This window comes from Neobittarella massiliensis (ex Bilen et al. 2018) (assembly GCF_900289145.1).
Lineage (GTDB): Bacteria > Bacillota > Clostridia > Oscillospirales > Ruminococcaceae > Neobittarella > Neobittarella massiliensis.
This window is the reverse complement of record NZ_OKQO01000009.1, coordinates 164534-182277: the sequence shown is the minus strand read 5'-3', so window position 1 is coordinate 182277 and position 17744 is coordinate 164534. Positions and strand designations below refer to the sequence as shown.

14 protein-coding genes and 1 pseudogene are annotated in these 17744 nt (G+C 49.5%); all 15 read right to left on the bottom strand.

Annotated elements, in window-relative coordinates:
* Positions 1-278: transposase (locus C6Y32_RS13435; protein ID WP_243562770.1), on the bottom strand; the 278-nt coding region annotated here is incomplete at its 3' end.
* Between the two features lie 2353 nt (positions 279-2631).
* Positions 2632-2799 (bottom strand): hypothetical protein, encoded by a 168-nt coding sequence (locus C6Y32_RS15460; protein ID WP_164998287.1) that lies wholly within the window; start codon positions 2797-2799, stop codon positions 2632-2634.
* Between the two features lie 55 nt (positions 2800-2854).
* Complete coding sequence (locus C6Y32_RS13425) at positions 2855-3196, bottom strand: recombinase family protein (RefSeq protein WP_105205766.1); 342 nt, start codon at positions 3194-3196, stop codon at positions 2855-2857.
* Positions 3183-4820, bottom strand: a complete 1638-nt coding sequence (locus C6Y32_RS13420) for a recombinase family protein (protein WP_105205765.1) — start codon at positions 4818-4820, stop codon at positions 3183-3185. Before C6Y32_RS13420 ends, C6Y32_RS13425 begins: the two co-directional genes overlap by 14 nt.
* 4 nt (positions 4821-4824) lie before the next feature.
* The gene (locus C6Y32_RS13415; protein ID WP_105205764.1) at positions 4825-6528 is read right to left on the bottom strand and encodes a recombinase family protein; all 1704 of its coding nucleotides are present in this window, start codon (positions 6526-6528) and stop codon (positions 4825-4827) included.
* Entirely contained in the window at positions 6529-8196 is a 1668-nt protein-coding gene (locus C6Y32_RS13410) for a recombinase family protein (protein WP_105205763.1), read from the bottom strand.
* A gap of 131 nt (positions 8197-8327) precedes the next feature.
* A complete protein-coding gene (locus tag C6Y32_RS13405; protein ID WP_105205762.1) occupies positions 8328-8591 on the bottom strand; it encodes a DUF6870 family protein in 264 nt (87 codons plus the stop codon).
* A 50-nt stretch (positions 8592-8641) separates the two neighbouring features.
* Positions 8642-9001, bottom strand: coding sequence for a type II toxin-antitoxin system PemK/MazF family toxin (locus C6Y32_RS13400; RefSeq protein WP_105205761.1), 360 nt, complete (start codon positions 8999-9001; stop codon positions 8642-8644).
* A 534-nt stretch (positions 9002-9535) separates the two neighbouring features.
* A complete protein-coding gene (locus C6Y32_RS15690; RefSeq protein ID WP_243133898.1) occupies positions 9536-10354 on the bottom strand; it encodes a hypothetical protein in 819 nt (272 codons plus the stop codon).
* Positions 10355-10773: 419 nt separating this feature from the next.
* Positions 10774-11070, bottom strand: coding sequence for a winged helix-turn-helix domain-containing protein (locus C6Y32_RS15785; RefSeq protein ID WP_276508720.1), 297 nt, complete (start codon positions 11068-11070; stop codon positions 10774-10776).
* 131 nt (positions 11071-11201) lie between these two features.
* Positions 11202-11609, bottom strand: a complete 408-nt coding sequence (locus tag C6Y32_RS13385; protein ID WP_105205759.1) for a metal-dependent transcriptional regulator — start codon at positions 11607-11609, stop codon at positions 11202-11204.
* An 18-nt stretch (positions 11610-11627) separates the two neighbouring features.
* On the bottom strand, positions 11628-13367 hold the full coding sequence (locus C6Y32_RS13380; RefSeq protein WP_105205758.1) for an ABC transporter ATP-binding protein: 1740 nt from the start codon (positions 13365-13367) through the stop codon (positions 11628-11630).
* 10 nt (positions 13368-13377) lie between these two features.
* Positions 13378-15153, bottom strand: coding sequence for an ABC transporter ATP-binding protein (locus C6Y32_RS13375; protein WP_105205788.1), 1776 nt, complete (start codon positions 15151-15153; stop codon positions 13378-13380).
* Positions 15154-15298: 145 nt separating this feature from the next.
* Positions 15299-16957, bottom strand: a complete 1659-nt coding sequence (locus tag C6Y32_RS13370) for a nickel ABC transporter substrate-binding protein (RefSeq protein ID WP_105205757.1) — start codon at positions 16955-16957, stop codon at positions 15299-15301.
* Positions 16958-17007: 50 nt separating this feature from the next.
* Positions 17008-17676: pseudogene (locus C6Y32_RS13365) on the bottom strand (ABC transporter ATP-binding protein); the annotation flags it as partial.
* Between the last annotated feature and the right edge of the window lie 68 nt (positions 17677-17744).

Here is a 17744-nt window from a genome sequence, read left to right as displayed (position 1 = left end):
GGCAGCGGTGCCGCCGCGCCCGCACCGGTCTCGGGCGGCACGCTTTCGCCGGCTGGGGGCGCAGGCTCGTCTTCACCGGCTGGCAGCGGCTGGCAGGTGGGGCAAACAAAGGTGCAGGGCTGGTCGGGGTATTCTGATCGGTAGCCGCAGCTCTCGGTGTGGGTGGGGTGATGGGGACAGCAAACACTGGTATCTGCATCCAGCGCTAAGGCAGAGCCGGTGTGCAAAAGCAGGGCCATAACGACAAAAGCAGCGCCGATCCGCTTGGCTGCTCTCATAAGTATCCTCCTCTCAAAAGGTGCAAACAGGGCCTGTTTGCGCGTTGGTTTTGGCTGTTTAGGACGTGTAAAAAGAGGTTTGAGAGCCGTTGGGCGCGGATTTCTGTACCTTTTCGTTCACACCAAAAAGTATTTTTTAAAACAGAAAAAGACAAGCCCACATTGAGCAGGCTCGTCTTAAAAACTAAAAAAGCAGTAGAAAACTGCATCTCCATTTTGAACGGAAAAGCACACGAAGTGGTTCTGGGGCGGTGTGCACCTGCCGCGGATCAGCGCAAAAAGGCGCCGGATATAGCGGGGGGTGGGTTCTTTGGGCTATCTTGGGCTGTCTTGGGCTCTCAAAATTATTACTGATTTTAACATCAGCTATCTGCTTATACAAGATGATATTTGTGCACTTAAACGCAGAGCGGGGGCGGTCACAGGCTGATTTTTTGCTTGTACGGCGGTGAAGTCGCAGAGAAAAGCTATACATTTTTGACGTGTTTTAAATTGTTACCAAATTGTAAAAACGGGCCTTTTTGGGGCGATCGGGGACAAGATCGACCGAAAAGGCGGCTGTTGGAGCAAAAAGCGCCGGCGCCCGCCGACCGTATATCTGCCAAGGAACACTTTAGAACGGGCCCGCCCGGCGCACGCGATGTTGCCGCTAAAAAATGCGCTGCCGGGCCACCGGCCAGAGAGCAGCTTTGCGCCCGGCCTCCCAGATGATAAAGACGCGCGGAGAGAGGACAAAAGCTACACGATAACGATGCCTGTCCCGCCCGGTGCGGAGGACCTGCCCCGCCCGGCGCGTAAGCGCAGGCAGAGAGGTGCCGGACCATATTGGCGGGGAAATAAAAGCAGATATCTTTTGGCGGGGAAAAACGGGGTGGCAGCGCATATTCTGGGTGCAATATTAGGGACGGCTTTTTTTGCCGTGAGAGAAAATGCGCGGTGACGCCGATGAGATACTGGTGAAGTGTTGGGGAGGTGTTGGGGGGTGTTGGGAGGGGATGTGGGGGTATCGCTGCGAGTTGAGGGGCGGAAACATGGCAGCTAGGCGGTAAAACGGCTTGTTTGCACAGACATAACAGGCGTGTGACTGGGGTGGAGGAGCAGAACCGTAGGGGAGCAGAACAGCAGAGCAGCAGGGGCGCGTTTTTACAGAGCGGGCAACAGGCGCTGGGGGCGGTGTTATTTGGCGTGGGGAGACGGGGGAACGCCAGATCTTTTAAGTGAGATGCCGGTGGGTGCTTGGGGGGCCGGCCGCGGCCGGCCGGCGGTCCCGAGCGGGAGATGGGAAACAGATATTTTTAGGGCAGGCGCGAGAGCGACCGGTGGCGCTGGTGTGGTGCGAAAGCGGATCTTTTTTTAAAAAAGGCTGTGGACGGCAGCGCCGGTGGGGCACTGCGGCTTAAAAGGAGTGGCGGCAGAGCAGTGGCGCAGTGGAGTGGTAGAGTGGTGGTGCGATGCGTTGGGGTGCCACGGATGGCAGAGGGCTGCTACCTGGCTGGGCCAAAAGCTGGGCGGCGATACTGCCGGTAGAGAGCTGCCGGGTAATTACGGGGCCTTTTGGGGACAAAATGCTTGGGCGGCAGTGCCGGTGGGGCACTGCGGCTTAAAAGGAGTGGCGGCAGAGCAGTGGCGCAGTGGAGTGGTGGAGTGGTAGAGTGGTGGTGCGATGCGTTGGGGTGCCACGGATGGCAGAGGGCTGCTACCCGGCTGTGCTAAAAGCTGGGCGGCGATACTGTCGGTAGGGAGCTGCCGGGTAATTACGGGGCCTTTTGGGGGCAAAATGCCTGGACGGCAGCGCCGGCGGGGCACTGCGGCTAAAAAGGAGTGGCGGCAGAGCAGTGGCGCAGTGGAGTGGTGGTGCGATGCGTTGAGGTGCCACGGATGGCAGAGGGCTGCTACCCGGCTGTGCCAAAAGCTGGGCGGCGGTACTGCCGGTAGGGAGCTGCCGGGTAATTACGGAGCCTTTTGGGGCAAAATGCCTGGACGGCAGCGCCGGCGGGGCACTGCGGCTTAAAAGCAGTGGCGGCAGAGCAGTGGTGCAGTGGTAGAGTGGTGGTGCGATGCGTTGGGGTGCCACGGATGGCAGAGGGCTGCTACCCGGCTGGGCCAAAAGCTGGGCGGCGATACTGCCGGTAGAGAGCTGCCGGGTAATTACGGGGCCTTTTGGGGACAAAATGCCTGGGTGGCAGCGCCGGTGGGGCATTCGGCGCCGGCGGGGCGCAGTTTGGCGGTTGGCGGCATAAATTGGGCGTTGGGCGGGGCGTGTAGGATGCGGAGAGCGCCGATGGGGCACAAAAAAGGCAGCTGACGGCGGTGCGTCAGCTGCCTTTTTAAGATCACGGGGCGGACAGAGCGGCTATTTGATGGCCAGGATCTCTAAGAGCATTTTGGCAAATTTGTCGCGGTCGGCGTTGAGGGCCATGTAGGCGTTGGGCTCGTGGGCCTCCTGGGTGGTAAAGTTTATTTCGCAGATGGTCTGGCCGTCGGCGTTGCCGCCCGAGAAGTCGACATCTCCTAATGTCAAGAGAAAACCAAAGAATTTATGAGATTTTTTGCCGGATTTTACGCTGATTCAGTAATTAAAGCCCTCGGAGAGTCAAGTCTGTGACGGAAAACACGCCTACACCCGAAGTATTCAAGTCTGCGATCCATGAGGCAGTCTGCATGACATCTCGCCCCAGGCGTGTCAAATCTTTTGTCAAAAGAGCGTCGGCCTGTCCTTGCCGGACAGCTTCCAGAAAATCATTCAGCCCAGGCCGGTCAAAGGTCAGGCCGCTGGCCTCGTCCTGGGATTCTCCCACAACATTGAGCTGATACTTTTCTGCAAAGCTGCGAAGATAAATCATTTGGTTCTCCAAAGCCCATTTATCAGGTGAAGCAACACGCCCATAGAGCCAATACCGTTTTTTATCCCTGTTCATGCTCCGCAGCCTCCTTTTTTGTGGTATCGGCAAGCAGCCGTTGATATTCGTCCCCGCATTTCCAAACGATCTCAATGGAAGTTGAACTATAAATGTAGATGTTCTGAATCAGTAAATCCACCAGTTCCCGTGTCAATGTCCTGACATTAGTATAGGGGAGTATGCTGCCAGCGGAGAGTTCTTCTCCCTTTGCCTGCCGTTTGGCGTCCTCCAGCTCTTTGATTTTAATTTCAAGCCGCTGGATATGTTTTTCACACCGTCCTCGCTTATGCTGGTAGTCCTCTGAGCTGACTTTGCCGGACACCATATCCTCAAAAGCCGCCATCTTTTCCTGCTGGCGCATCTGGATCGAGTTCTGGTGCGCTTTGATCTGCCGGTCAAGTCGTTGGTTGTGCCGGGCATCTTTTGCAGACTGGCGCTGCTTCGCCTGAACCGCCCCTCGGACAAGCTGGGCCATCGTGCGGATAGAAGCTAAAACCGCCTGTTCCAGTTCCTTTTCACCTATCTTGTCCTGTGGGCACCCAATATCCGGTTTATACCTGTCGGTTCGGCACACATAGCAGGGGTGGGCAGATTGCAGCCGCTCCATCGCAAGTCCACAGTGTCCGCACCGGATCTTCCGATAGAAAACTCGTGTGCTTTCCCCGGCAGAACCGGGATGGGAACTCCGATTCAGACTCTTGGCCGTATCGAAAACCTCCTGCGTAATGATTGCCGGAAACGCCCCATCCACAACAGTCCATTGATTTTCTGTAACAGCCTTGACCCGGCTGGAACCCACCTTTTTTCGGGTAGTCTTGCCATAGATCGCTTTGCCGGTGTACCGCTCATCATCCAGTATCTTGCGAACCATAGAAGAAGTCCAGTAGTTTTTATTCTGGTCTACGCAGTTCCACTTCCGGCTCACCGCTTGTAGCCGCTTCCTTTGCAGCGGGGTCAGCACTCCTTCTGTATTGAACTTTCTGGCTATGTCCGTAGTAGACAGGCCGCTGGTAAAGAGGTCAAACACACGCCGGACCACGGCGGCGGCATCCTCGTCCACCAAAAGAGTGTGCTTATTCCCAGGCGCTTTCTGATAGCCAAAGAACGCATAGGGGGCAACACAGTAGCCTTTTTCGGCAAGCTGCTTTTTGGTCGATCTCACTTTTTCCGACAAGTCCTTGCTGTAAAGGTCGTAGATCACATTTCGGAAGGACACATCAATCAGGCCCGCAGAACCGTACTTGTGATCCTTGCTGTCGTAGGAATCATTGATGGCGATAAATCGCACATCCAGGAAAGGGAAAATCTGTTCCAGATAGTCCCCAACCACGATATAGTCGCGCCCAAACCGGGACATATCCTTGACGATGATGCAGTTGATTTTCCTTTGACGCACCTGTTCCAAAAGCCGCCGGACGGCTGGCCGCTCCATGTTCGTCCCAGAATAACCGTCATCACAAAATTCGAGAATCTGCGCCCCGGCAAATTCAGGCCGCAGCTCAATGAAACGGCGGATGTAGGCCCGCTGATTGACAACGCTGTTGCTTTCGCTTTTTTCATCGGACAGATCGCCGTCCTCGGCGGAAAGCCGGATGTAAATGGCGATCACATAGTTCAACATTTGCTGTAAGACCTCCGGCATCGTGCTACACCTCCTCCTGAAACAACTTCTTCATCTCGTCCTGATAGTTCAACACGATATGTACCTGCTTGTCCTCATTCACATAGATCTTCTCCACCAGCGCCAGCAGCATCTCACGGGTCAGCTCTTTTTCATCCCGGAACTTGGCAAAAGCGGAAAACCACTTATTTTGTTTGGGACTTGCCTCCGGCAAGGCGTCCTTTTCGACCTGCAAATCCTGAAGGCGTCCCTCAAGCTGGCGGGCTTCATCCTCATACCGGCTTTTCCCGAATAGATAATCCGCCTGCGTTACAATACCGTCCACATAGCTTTCAAAGAGCGTCTGGCGGAGTGTGTCCAGCTTCTTTAAGCGTCCCTGCACCGATATGATCTCATTGTCAAGAGCCGTCCTGCGGCTTCTGGCCGCCGAGGACCGGCTGACCCTTTGGATGACTGCCTCCGCATCCGTGAGCATCGCCATCTGCAATCGAAGGACCTCATAAACGGCCGCTTTCAAATCGTTTTCTCGCAGGCCACCCGTATTGGGGCATCCGGCATCCAGAAGCATAGCGTGGCGGGGGCAGATAAAGTGGTACGCCACCGTCCTGCCTTTGTTATAAACACTCTTATAGCGTGTCATATTGTGCTGGCAGCACGCGCATACCACAAGCCCCTCAAAAATGTTTTCGCTGTCAAAATGGGCGTATTTCCCCAGACGGCTGTGGTATTCCTCGTGTTTGACTTTCAAAATGGCTTGAACCGCATCAAACAGTTCCTGCTCAATGATCGCCTCATGAGTGTTGGGGACAATGATCCATTCTGATGGGGGCATAATTTTTTGCTTCTGCCCAGCGTGCAGTTTTGTGATTTTCTTGCCCTGAACCATGTGCCCCAGATACACCGGATTCTCCAAAATATGCTTCACTGTCTGTGTCTGCCACGGGCTGTTTTCAGAAAACCTCTTGGTAAACACAACGCCCTGCAAATAGCGGTGGTAATTGGGATTGGGAATCTGTTCGGCAGTCAATGTTCTTGCTATCGCAGCGTTGCTCATTCCATCTTTTTTCATCCGAAAAATGCGCTGCACCACCTTCGCCGCGTCTAGGTCAACGGCCAGCTTATGCCGATCCTCCGGGGATTTCACATAGCCATAGGCGGCAAAATTGCCGATAAACTCGCCGCTGCGTTTCTTGGTGTCCAGCGCAGAATACACCTTTTGAGAAATGTCCTTGGCGTAAATGTCGTTCATCAGGTTTTTCAGCGCGATGGTCATGGCCTCTCCGCTGTCCGCCCGGATACTGTCGTAGTTATCATTGACGGAGATAAACCGCACTCCCATGAAGGGCAGTACCTTTTCCAGAAAGTTTCCGGTTTCCAGGAAGTCGCGCCCAAACCGGGACAGGTCTTTCACGATGATGCAGTCCACCCGGCCTGCTTTCACATCCTCCATCATCCGCTGGAATCCAGGGCGCTCAAAATTTGTCCCGGTTTCTCCGTTGTCACGATAGCAGTCGTACAGCTCCAAATCAGGGTGCTTGGCGATATACCCACACAGATAGTCGATCTGCGTTTGCAGGCTCTCGCTGTCCTTGCGGTCACGGGTGTCCATGATGGAGAGGCGCACATAAAGAGCTGTGCGGAAAATCCGCAGAGCGGCGGCCTTGGGCAGTACATCAACCGGAACGCCCTGTGCGGCCGCTATCTGTTTTCTTCTGCTCACACGCGCCATTTACACCGCCTCCTTTACCGTGGGGGCTGCCTGCGCCGCCTGACGATCCATATACTGTTCGATGTAGGCTACCGCCGCCCTGTACTCATTCTGGTACTTGAAAATGATCTCAATTCGGTTCCCTTCATAGACATAGATACGGTCGATGATCTTCACCAGGATTTTGCGCTCCATCACATCCACATGGCGGAAGGACTTGAAATGGGCGATCCATTCTCCCTGCGGGGAACCCGCCCGCACAATGGCGTCCAATTCCTCCTGCCGCTTACTGATGGCCGCCGCAATCGCCTCGCACTTTTCCGTGTAAATCCGCTGATACTGCTTGAACTCATCTTCATTCAGCAGATGGTCCACGAACTTCTCATAAGCGGACATTTTGAACCGCATGGCCTGTTCATAATCGGCTTTCAGCTTTTCAAGCTGCCGGTCAATCTTTCTGGCCTCTGTGTCCTCTGCGGGGAGAGCGGCGATGAATTGCAGGGTTTTCTCAATGTTCAGCACCGTTTCCATGTGAGCGTGGATACAGTCACGAACTGCGTCTGTCAGCAGCGCCTCGCTGATATTGTGGGTAGTGCAGGCGGTTTTGTCCGCCCGATTGGTGGAGCAGGAGTAATAAAAATATTTTTTCCCGCCAGCCGGAACGGTCTTGCGGATCATGTTCTGCTTGCAATCAGCGCAGAACAAAAGTCCCGAAAAGGGATAGACCGTCTTTTTCTGTACGGCGATTCTGGTGTCCCGGCACAGCAGGCCGCTGACTGTCCGAAAATCCACCTCGCTGATAATCGGCTCATGGGCGCCGGGAACCCTGATCCACTCGTCCTCTGGCTTCTCCATCAGCTTCTTGATTTTATAGTTTGGTCGCCCGGTCTTTCCCTGAACCATCACACCGATATAGAGGGGATTCTTCAGGATGCGCCCAACCGCTACCGCCGACCACTTGGCCTGCGGATTGCTTTTGAAGCCGGAGATATACTTCATCCCCAGGGAACGCTTGTATTCTGATGGAGAGAGGACCCCATCGGCGTTCAGCCGGTCAGCGATCCCCTGCTGGCTCATTCCTTCCAGCTTCCAGCGGAAAATATCCCGCACCACCTCGGCGGCGTAATCGTCCACAACAAGCTGATTCTTGTCGTCCGGTGATTTCAGATAGCCGTAGGCGGCAAACGCCCCCACAAACTGCCCCTTTCTTTTTTTAACCTCCAAATGGCTGCGGATTTTCACTGAAATATCCCGGCTGTAAGAATCGTTCATCAGGTTTTTGATGGGCAGCAGGATGGTGCTGGCCTGCCCCTGTAAATTGGCGGTATCATAGCCGTCGTTAATGGCGATGAACCGTATCCCGTGGTCTGCAAACTCCTGTAAGACCTTTCCGGTTTCAATATAGTTGCGCCCCAAACGGGACAGGTCTTTTACCACGACGCAGTTGACTGCGCCGGAACGCACATCCTGTAAGACTTCCTGAATCCCAGGACGAAAAAAATCAACGCCACTAAACCCGTCATCCTTCCTCTCGGCATGGATGCGGATTTCTGGCATTGATTTCAAAAATTCCGTGATAAATTCCCGCTGATTCTTGATGCTGTTGCTTTCCGGCTTATCTCCATCATCATCAGACAGCCGGAGATAGATGTCGGCGTTATAAACAGCCTGCGCGGTCAAATTTTTCATAACAATGCCTCCAATCGTTTTGTTCGTCAGTCCCAACAACGATTGGAGTGCGAGTTTTGTCCGATTTCTATTATACAGCAGGGCACAGTCAGTGTCCAGGTATTTTTTTCGGTTCCATTCGTGTCAGGGATTTACAGGGTACGGAGATAGCTTTCAAATTGTTCCTCCATTGTGGTTTCCTTGGCCGCCTCGGAAAAGCCAATTTTCACGACGATCTTTCCGTGGCGGAAGCAGTAGGGGTTGCGGATCTGACGGATGAAGTCCAGTATCCGTTCCTCTCTTGGAAGTTCTGTGTGGATGGATATATCCCGAATATCGACAAGCTGTTCTGGATCGACCGTCTTAATATCAACGGCGGAGAGCGTATCAAGCTCTGCAAGCGTGAGTGATTTCAAACAGGTTCCTCCTTTCTGCCTCTACCAATCTATTCAGAAGGGCGCCTGTCCTATGCCAGAGAACGCAGGCCCACGCTGATTGCCAGGGCTGTGTCGATCTCCTTCATCTTTTTCTTGTTGATCTGCCCGATATAGCCTCGCAGCCGCCTACGGTCAACCGTCCGTATCTGCTCCAACAGCAGCAGGGAGGTAGGGGCAAGGCCCGGCACATCCTCCAACAAAACATGGGTAGGAAGGTGGGTCTTATCCCTTCGGCTGGTGATGGCCGCCGCTACCACGGTAGGGCTGAAATAGTTTCCCACATCATTTTGGAGAATGAGGATAGGGCGCGTTCCGCCCTGTTCCGAGCCAACCACCGGGTCTAGGTCGGCATAGAACAAAGCGCCGCGCCGGATCGCCTTTCGCCGCATAAGAATGACCTCCTGAATATAAGTAAGCCGGAAACAGGGCAAGCCCCGAAAGGCCCGCCCTGCGTCCGGCGAATTTTTTCCAATCTGTTTTCTTTCATTGTGCTATTTGTCCTCGACACCCCGCACATGGGAAGTCATCAGCGGCCAGCAGCGAACCGGCCCACGGGAATCTCACCCCTCCGAGGATCTCTCCGAGCTGCCCCCATTGCGTGATCCTGCGGTCAGGCAGGGCTGTGGCTGGACAGGAGTACCATTGTACCCTTTGCCGGTCATGGCCGCGCCGGGAGCTGCCCGGTTTTTACAGACCGCCGTTTCTCGCTCATACAGGCAGGATGACAGCAAGACCAATGAAAGAAAGTAGGTGGGATCTGCTCATCCGTGCCGTACCTCATGGCGCGGCTTCTGAATCGGCTTTTGCTCATCGCACTGGCAAAGGGGAAGTTACCGATGAATGAGTATGCGGTTGTCAAGGTACAGGCGAAAGGGGGGTCAGAAAGAACTCCTTTCACCCATCGTCCTGAAACCGTGGGGGTGTCAACCCTGCTCCGCAAAAAATTTTTTCAATTTTTCGATGGCAAGGTTCAGGGATTTGGCAACAGCCTGATGGCTTGTCCCTTCCAACCTGCCGATCTGCCGGGTGGACAGACCACGGAACACATGGAGTCGAAAACGCCGTTTCTGGACTTCTGTAAGTACGCCCGCAGCAAACAGTCGCTCCAGTGCAATCCGGGCATAGCGGCGGTTTTGTACTTCTGCCGCCAGTTCCTCCAATTCTTCTTCCAATGGCCGGGTAGAGCAGCAGTCCATTTCCTCTAAACCGTGGATGGACACATCCTTGCGGGTCTGTGTGCTTTCAGCCCGATCCTGCTCATAGTAAATCTCATCGGACAGGGCTTTCAGCTCCGCAAAGTCCTGTTCTGTTTTATCCGGGTTCTCCTTCAGGTAATCCTCCAGAGCAACCTCAATAATTTCATCATGGAAGCGATAAACAATATTGGGGCTGTATTTGTTTATCGCATAATCGCTTTTGCGATAATCCCGCAATTTTTGTACCTCCGATCTGTTTTTTGCGAAAACAGACCGGAGGTGGCGGCGCCCTGCTCTTATAACCAGGTTGCCTATAAAATAAGCGGCTGACTTTGTAATCTGGTACAAAATCAGCCGCTCGAAGGATAAGCGCATTGAGAAGCCCAATGGCGTATGGAGCATCCGCAGGCGGAGGCTTGTCCCCGGATGGGGCAAACTCTCTCCCGCAAAAGCGCCGGTGAACGCCGATTGAAAATTGTCCATTAAAAGCCGTGTGTCGTTTGAGAAGGACAAAAAGCAGTTTCTCAATGCTGTGGATTTTCTCATCCATAGCACGCTACTCCTTGCCCGCTTATGCGGACGGCACACAGGCGGCTGGCGTCATCCCCTTTCTTTTAAGCGTGGCAGCTCAAAGCTGCCGCCCTTGCTGATATATGTTGTTGTAAGGTCGAACCGGGAGAAATCATGGAGATATTCCCCGGATTATGTCGATGGGTAAAAGAAAAGCGGCCCTTATCCGCCCATGGGATAAAGACCGCTTTTCCTGATTTCCTTTTCTGCTCTGTCCATGCGCCTCACCTCGCTTTGCGTGTTCAAAGGGATTGGGGGATAAACTGCCACACTAAGAGTTTACATGACAAATTTCACCAGTTATGTGCGAAGTTTTCTGTTGTTTGAGATAATTTTTCTGACTAACAGGTAAACAAAGAGAGGGTTGCTCTTTTGCGATGGGCAACCCTCTCTTATTAGGCATCAAGTTTGTAGCCAAACCGAAAAACAGTTTTGATAAAAATAGGATGCCTGGGATCAGACTCCAACTTCTTCCGCAGACGCCAGATCGTATTATCTACGGTAGTCATACCGTACTGATATTCCTCACCCCAGACTGCCGCATAAAGTTGCTCCCTTGTGTAAATCCTACCAGGGGATTTCGCCATGCAGTAAAGAATGGAGTATTCGCTGTGATTTAGGCGAATTTCCCTTCCGGCCTTCAGTACTCGCCGAGAAGCCGGGTAGATTTCAACATCTCCAAAAGACAGCATGGAGGATGTGGCTTCAACAACTTGAACAGACTTATCCCGCAAAGCATCCATGATAGTCTTAAAAACGGTTTCATCCGGGTCGATTGCCCGTATAATGATGATCTCCTCCGTGTTGTCATCACCTCATCTTTTCAAGGCATTTTTGTCTGTTCTTTAGATTCTTCAAACGCTGCGGATACAGCTTTAAGTTGCTGGAAACTGCTCTCGCTGATTGCGTGCTCCATCCGGCAGGCGTCGCATTCCGCTTCCTTTGGATCAACACCAGCACTTACCAGCAGGCGAGTGAAGAAACAGTGCTTCTCATAGGTCTGTTCTGCTACCTCCCGGCCCACATCTGTTAGATGGAGAAAGTGGTCATCATCCATTATGAGAAATCCACCGTTTTTTAGAGTATTGACTGCATGGCACACGCTTGGTTTTGATACTTCCATGTGCCGGGCTATATCCACGGAGCGTACTGCTCCTTTATGCATTTGGATTACTAAGATGGCCTCTAAATAATCCTCACCGGATGCGGTGGCTTGCTGTTTTCTTTTCATATTTTCCTCTTAGGACTTTCATGTCGGTAAAGAAGACATTTGTTGTTTCTGCTGAAGAGCAACCAAATGCTCATACAGCCCGCCTTTTTTAGCCAACTCGCTGGGAGTCCCCATTTCAGTCACTTTCCCTTTGTCCAAAACAACTATCTTGTCTGCATTCGCTATGGTCCTCATGCGATGCGCAATAACTATCACTGTCCTACCTTTTAATAACGCTGACAAGGCAGTTTGTACCATTGTTTCGCTTTCTGCATCCATAGATGCAGTTGCTTCATCGAGAAGAATAACAGGAGCATTTTTTAATAAGGCACGAGCAATAGAAATGCGCTGGCGCTCGCCACCGGATAATTTACTTCCATTTTCCCCGATATTCGTGTCATAGCCTTGCGGTAAACGATCAATAAACTCATCACATTGGGCGGCCTTTGCTGCGGCTCTGACATCTTCGTCAGATGCTCCGCTACGGCCAAGTCGTATATTTTCCATTACCGATTCGTCAAAAAGGGTGACATTCTGGAATACGATTGCATAGTTTTTTAGCAATACTTCCGGTTCAACGGTTTTGACGTCTATGCCTCCAAGTGTTATGAGTCCGGAATCTGCATCCCAAAAACGTGCCGCTAATTTTGAAACAGTGGATTTTCCACTGCCAGATGGCCCGACTAAAGCAGTTATTTCGCCTTGCTTTGCTACAAAAGATACTCCTGCCAGAACTGGCTCCTCGTTATAAGAAAAGTGAACATCCTTAAACTCAATATCGTAGCCAATGTTATTGTAGCAGTCTGAGCCGGTTTGTTCCTGTGTATTGTCTATCTGTTTCATCCGACCAATGCTTACAAGTGCGGCAAAAACCTCCGCTAATAGCATGAAACAGTTGGTGAATGGATCATAGATTCGGCCAGCGAAAAGAAGGAACAGTATGAGCATAGGAATAGAAAGCGTACCTTCAATCACCAATTTTCCCCCTATAAGCAAAACAGCAACTAAGCCAAAACGCAAGATAAACTGAGCTGCTGTTGTGGATGCTCCGGGGGCTAACTCATTTCGGAAGGAACAACGAATAACATTCTCCAACTTTTTATCAAGTTCATCCAAGTATACATTTGTCTTTGAGTATGCTTTTAATTCTTTTATAGTATCAACATATTCTTGTACTGCGTCGTAGGCGCACCTTTTTGCCTCCAGGTTTTCAAGTTCCGCCTTACTCTGTGCCTTACGAGCAAGAACAACAACAATTGAGGCAACTGGTACCGGGACAATAATACAAAGAGCCAGCCTCCACTCTAAAACTGCCAGCCCCACGGATGTAATAACAAACATAAGAATCGTACCTAACAACTGTGGAATCGCATTAGAAAATGTCCGTTCTAGTGCCGTACAATCCCCCATAATAGTAGTTGTCAGATCTGCTAAATTTTTCTTTTCAAAGAACGACAGTGGAAGTTTTCTGAGTTTTTCAGCCAGCACAATTCTTCGATTTGCACTTTCCTTATATGCGGCAGTGTATGTCAAATTGTATTGTACTAATTGGGTAATCGCGATCATACCAAAAAGCACCAGGGTAATTCCAACAAAGACCGGAATATTCCGACCTACATTAACATGAGTCCCTGCCGCTTTTTCTAAAAGCATCATTACTACCATCAACAACAAACTTGCTGGAATGATCTGTATCAAATTGGCGCAGGCAGTTGCTATAATCCCTTTTGCTAAATCTTTTGCGCCTTGATCGCTTAATGCAAACGCACATTTTAGCATAGACAGCACCTCAACTTTCTATATGCCACTGTACCGTCTTGTTATAATTGTCCCACATTTTAGCATACTCTCCTTGCAACTTTATCAAATCTGAATGTGTTCCGCTTTCCACTATTGCACCGTTTTTCATCACCAATATTTGGTCTGCATCCTGGACAGTCGAAAGCCGATGTGCGATCATAATAACCGTCTTATTCTTTATAAGTCCATCAAAGGCTTTCTGGATTTGATGCTCATTTTCGGGATCAGCATATGCTGTCGCCTCATCTAAAACTACAATAGGAGCATCTTTTAAAATAGCACGGGCAATGGAAATGCGCTGTGTTTCGCCCCCGGACAGGTATACACCTTGACTTCCAATAATTGTGTCTATTCCGTTTGGAAGTTTTTTCAGTATGTCATCGCACTGCGCCAGATGAGCTGCCTTTAGAACTTCCTCACGGGTTGCCAATGGTCTTCCGGCTCTTATGTTTTCTAATAGGCTATCCTTAAACAACTTGGGGTCCTGGAACACAAACGCCACCATTTTCATTAAATCGCCCTGTGGGATTTCCCTGATGTCAACGCCGCCAATTTTTACTGCGCCATCCTGCACGTCATAGAACCGAGGAATCAGACTGGCCGCTGTGCTTTTACCTGACCCGGAGTGTCCCACAAGGGCGGTTATTGCTCCTGCTTTTGCCATAAAAGTGAGATGTGAAACTGCGGGGTGATCGGTATTATCATATGCAAATGTCACATCTTCAAAAGCGACCTCATATGTATCAGGATATTGGGGGATCGCTGGTTCTGGTTGCTGTTCAGAAGTTAAAATCATATCGATTCTACGCATAGACTCCTCTGCCTGCATTTTATAACTAGTCATATACATAATTTTATTAAGCATCACTGCGCATGCCGGAGAGAAAATCACGTAAAACAGAAAACTTTGAATAAAATCTCTGAGTGTCGGGGTCGTAAATCCAACTAGAAAGCCAATCGGAACCAGCACTAAAAAGGATGAGTTTACGATAGCATTAAATGCAACCATGCCTTTCTTGCAAGACATAGTATAAGCAAGTGCGTACTTTTTATAGGTCTCTATCGCACTATGAAATTTGGCGAACGACTTTACAGTTTGTCCGAACACCTTGACAACGGCGATTCCTCTAATATATTCAACAGCCTCATGGTTCATTGTTTCTTGAGCGTCTTGATAAATTCTCATAAACTCAGCACTATTCTTTCCCATGAGAGAACTTTGCAGATAAAAGGCCATTCCATATAAGATAATAAGTGGAACCCCAATACGCCAGTCAAAAATGATCATAAAGCAAATACCAGCAATCAGGGTTACTTGGGCACCTGTTAAATCTGGCAACTGATGTGCAATAAAAGTCTCCGTTTGAAAACTGTTTTCATCAATTATTTTACGCAATTTTCCGCTTGGATGGGCATTAAAATAACCAATTGGCATATGAGCAAGGTGCTTTAATGCTGCCATCTGCAGGTTTTTTTGAATATGGAACGCAACGATATGAGAAGATAGCAAAGCCAAAAAGTAGAGTGCTACTCCCACGAGTTCTAATCCTAATGCAAAAAGGCCCCAATTCAATAATGCTTGGCCATTCAATTGATCGCCTAAAAATACAGCGATAAGTTCTCTTGCCGCAAAATATACACAGATAAAAGGGCCAATGATAAACAACGCACTGATGCCGGAAAGGCAACGTGCAAAAGTCAAGAGGCCCCTGTATCTACCGGCAAAACTGAGAATCCGCTTAATCCCTTTTGATTGACTGCCCACCAATATCTGGACTCCTTTCAACCGGCAGAGCAAATATATGGTTTAACATAACTTCTCTGTAATCTATTTGGAATATGTTATTTCTCTTTCTGCAAACGGCGTGCTATGCAAAACATAGCACGCCGTTTGCGGAATAAGGAAATACTCACTTTAATGTGATATTTTGTACAGCAGTAAAGTTTGCATCAGGCGGAAAATCGTAGTTTGCAATCTTATCACTATACACTGCAAGTTGGTGAGGATACACCAAAGGCGTAGTCAGGCACTGATCCGCCATCGTAGTCAAAATAATGCCATAAATCTCCTGGATTCGCTCCTCGTCAGTAGTAGATTCCAATTCTGTAATCAGTTCGGCACCGCCCGGCAAGTATGCAGCGACCTGGGAGATAATTGGGTCCATGGCCATACTGGGATCGATATTACCGATTGTATTGCCCGGATCATAAAAACCGCCCTGCGTTTTAAATAAGGTAAGGCCGTACTCTCCGGTTGTAATCATTGCATACCAGTCCATCATTTGTGCAGACTGCGGTATAAGTTCGATTCCGATTTTCCCTAACTGGTCGCAGATATAAACAACCAAGTTATCATCAGAAGCGGAGCCTGCTTGGTACTGAAACGGAGAGGATAGTTTCTCGCCGTCCTTTTCACGGATGCCATCGCCATCTGTATCAATGTATCCTGCTTCATCAAGCAATTGGTTTGCCCTGTCTATATCATAAGAGTATACGGTCTGCTCTACATCACAATAGGGTAGGGTCTTCGGGAAGAAAGTATCTGCTTTTTCATACAGGCCGCCATAAATGCTCTCAGAAATTGCATCTTTATCTAAGGCCAATGTAATGGCTTGGCGAACAACTTCATCACCAAACATGGAACTACTTAAATTATAACCAATATATCCGGTGCGGAAAGATTTGTCATCAACCTTGGCACCAAATCCCTCAGTGTTTTGCATTTCCACAAAACTTTCATTGGAGACGTTCGTGATTCCTGCGACAAAATCAATCTCTCCGTTTTTCAATGCGAGGATTTTAGCATCATTGTCAGGAATGCTCTCGATAGAAAAACTCTCAACATCAGGTTTTTCGCCCCAATAGTAGGGATTGCTCTCGAAATTCCAAGTCTGCCCGTCATTATCTCCAACATACATGTAGGGACCTGTGCCATAGGTTGCAGTTTCAAAAGTATCCTTTTTCGTTAAATCATCATTAAGTTGTTCACTTGATACAATTCCGAATGGATTCGCCAAACACAGCTCCCGTAGCGCATTATAATAAGGTTGCGTCAGATGCATTTCAACAGTATAGTCATCAACGACCACTGCATCTTCAATAATTGTAGACAGGCGGCCATAGGTTCCATTGTATTGCCCCAAATTGATGGGAACGGCCAAAAGCGATTTGGCAACATCTTCAGCAGTCAGATCACTACCATCAGAAAATTTCACATCATGCCGTAGATTGAACGTGTAGACTGTTCCATCTTCGCTAATTTTCCAATCCTCGGCCAGACCACCAACGTATTCTCCATCTTGATACTCTACAAGTACATCGTAGAAATTGCTAAGATAATATGTGATACCGAAGTTGCTTGCCGATACATCAGGCGTCATAATTGTATAGAAATTTTCAAACCCCCAACTTTCGGCCAAAGTGATGTGGTTGGCTTCCGTTTCCTCCACAACATCATTGCCCGAAGAAACAGGCGTTTCTGAGTTTTCGCCATTGTCGCCTGCACAGGCAACTAACGAAACCATCATGGCCGCAGCCATAAGCATCGTTGCAAGTCTTTTGAATTTCATCGCAAACTATCCTTTCATTTTATTTCTGCTATGATCAATTCCCACAATGATTATATATCAGTAATTCCACTCGCATATAAAAGCGTCTTGCTGTATTCGCTTGAAAATACTGATATATCTCCAGAAAATTCAACCTGTTCAATCAAGGCGGAATTTTTCATAACCAAAATTACGTCAGCAATAACGACGGCTAACTCCATATCATGCGTAATAAATACAAGGGTAAATGCGAGTTTCCTCTGCAAGTCAACAATTTCTTCGATGATCTTCTTGCGCAAAGGAAGGTCAAATCCATTTGTTGCCTCATCAAAAATTAGGCACTTTGGTTCTGCCGCCAATGCCCTTGCAATAGCGACACGTTTTTGCTCACCACCAGATAATTCGGCGGGAAGGCGCGAGTAGTATTCAACAGGCAAATTACATAAATTCATCAGATCATGGCACCTTTTTTTACGTTCTTCTTTGTCTAAATGAAAAAAACACAAAAGAGGTTCTTCGATTGATTTGCCAATGGACATTTTAGGGTCTAATGCAGATGAAGAATCCTGTTGAATAATTTGTACTTCCCTGAAGTAATTTGTACGAACCTTGTGTTTACCGTAAACAGGTATCCCATTGGCATAGATATTCCCCGCCGTAGGACGCTGGAGGCCCGCAATCATTCTGGCGAGTGTTGTCTTACCTGACCCCGACTCACCAACGATGGCATACCGTTCACCATCAATAAATTGGATGGAAACCGGGGAAACCGCCACGAATCCCTCTTTGGAAAACGGATTGCGGGCAA

Bases quoted from the DNA above. Each gene is read 5' to 3' on its own strand.
- C6Y32_RS13370 (WP_105205757.1), bottom strand. From the start codon at position 16,957: ATGAAATTCAAAAGACTTGCAACGATGCTTATGGCTGCGGCCATGATG.
- C6Y32_RS13380 (WP_105205758.1), bottom strand. From the start codon at position 13,367: ATGCTAAAATGTGCGTTTGCATTAAGCGATCAAGGCGCAAAAGATTTA.
- C6Y32_RS13385 (WP_105205759.1), bottom strand. From the start codon at position 11,609: ATGAAAAGAAAACAGCAAGCCACCGCATCCGGTGAGGATTATTTAGAG.
- C6Y32_RS13400 (WP_105205761.1), bottom strand. From the start codon at position 9,001: ATGCGGCGAAAGGCGATCCGGCGCGGCGCTTTGTTCTATGCCGACCTA.
- C6Y32_RS13425 (WP_105205766.1), bottom strand. From the start codon at position 3,196: ATGAACAGGGATAAAAAACGGTATTGGCTCTATGGGCGTGTTGCTTCA.
- C6Y32_RS13420 (WP_105205765.1), bottom strand. From the start codon at position 4,820: ATGCCGGAGGTCTTACAGCAAATGTTGAACTATGTGATCGCCATTTAC.
- C6Y32_RS15785 (WP_276508720.1), bottom strand. From the start codon at position 11,070: ATGCTGTCTTTTGGAGATGTTGAAATCTACCCGGCTTCTCGGCGAGTA.
- C6Y32_RS15690 (WP_243133898.1), bottom strand. From the start codon at position 10,354: ATGAGAAAATCCACAGCATTGAGAAACTGCTTTTTGTCCTTCTCAAAC.
- C6Y32_RS13410 (WP_105205763.1), bottom strand. From the start codon at position 8,196: ATGAAAAATTTGACCGCGCAGGCTGTTTATAACGCCGACATCTATCTC.
- C6Y32_RS13415 (WP_105205764.1), bottom strand. From the start codon at position 6,528: ATGGCGCGTGTGAGCAGAAGAAAACAGATAGCGGCCGCACAGGGCGTT.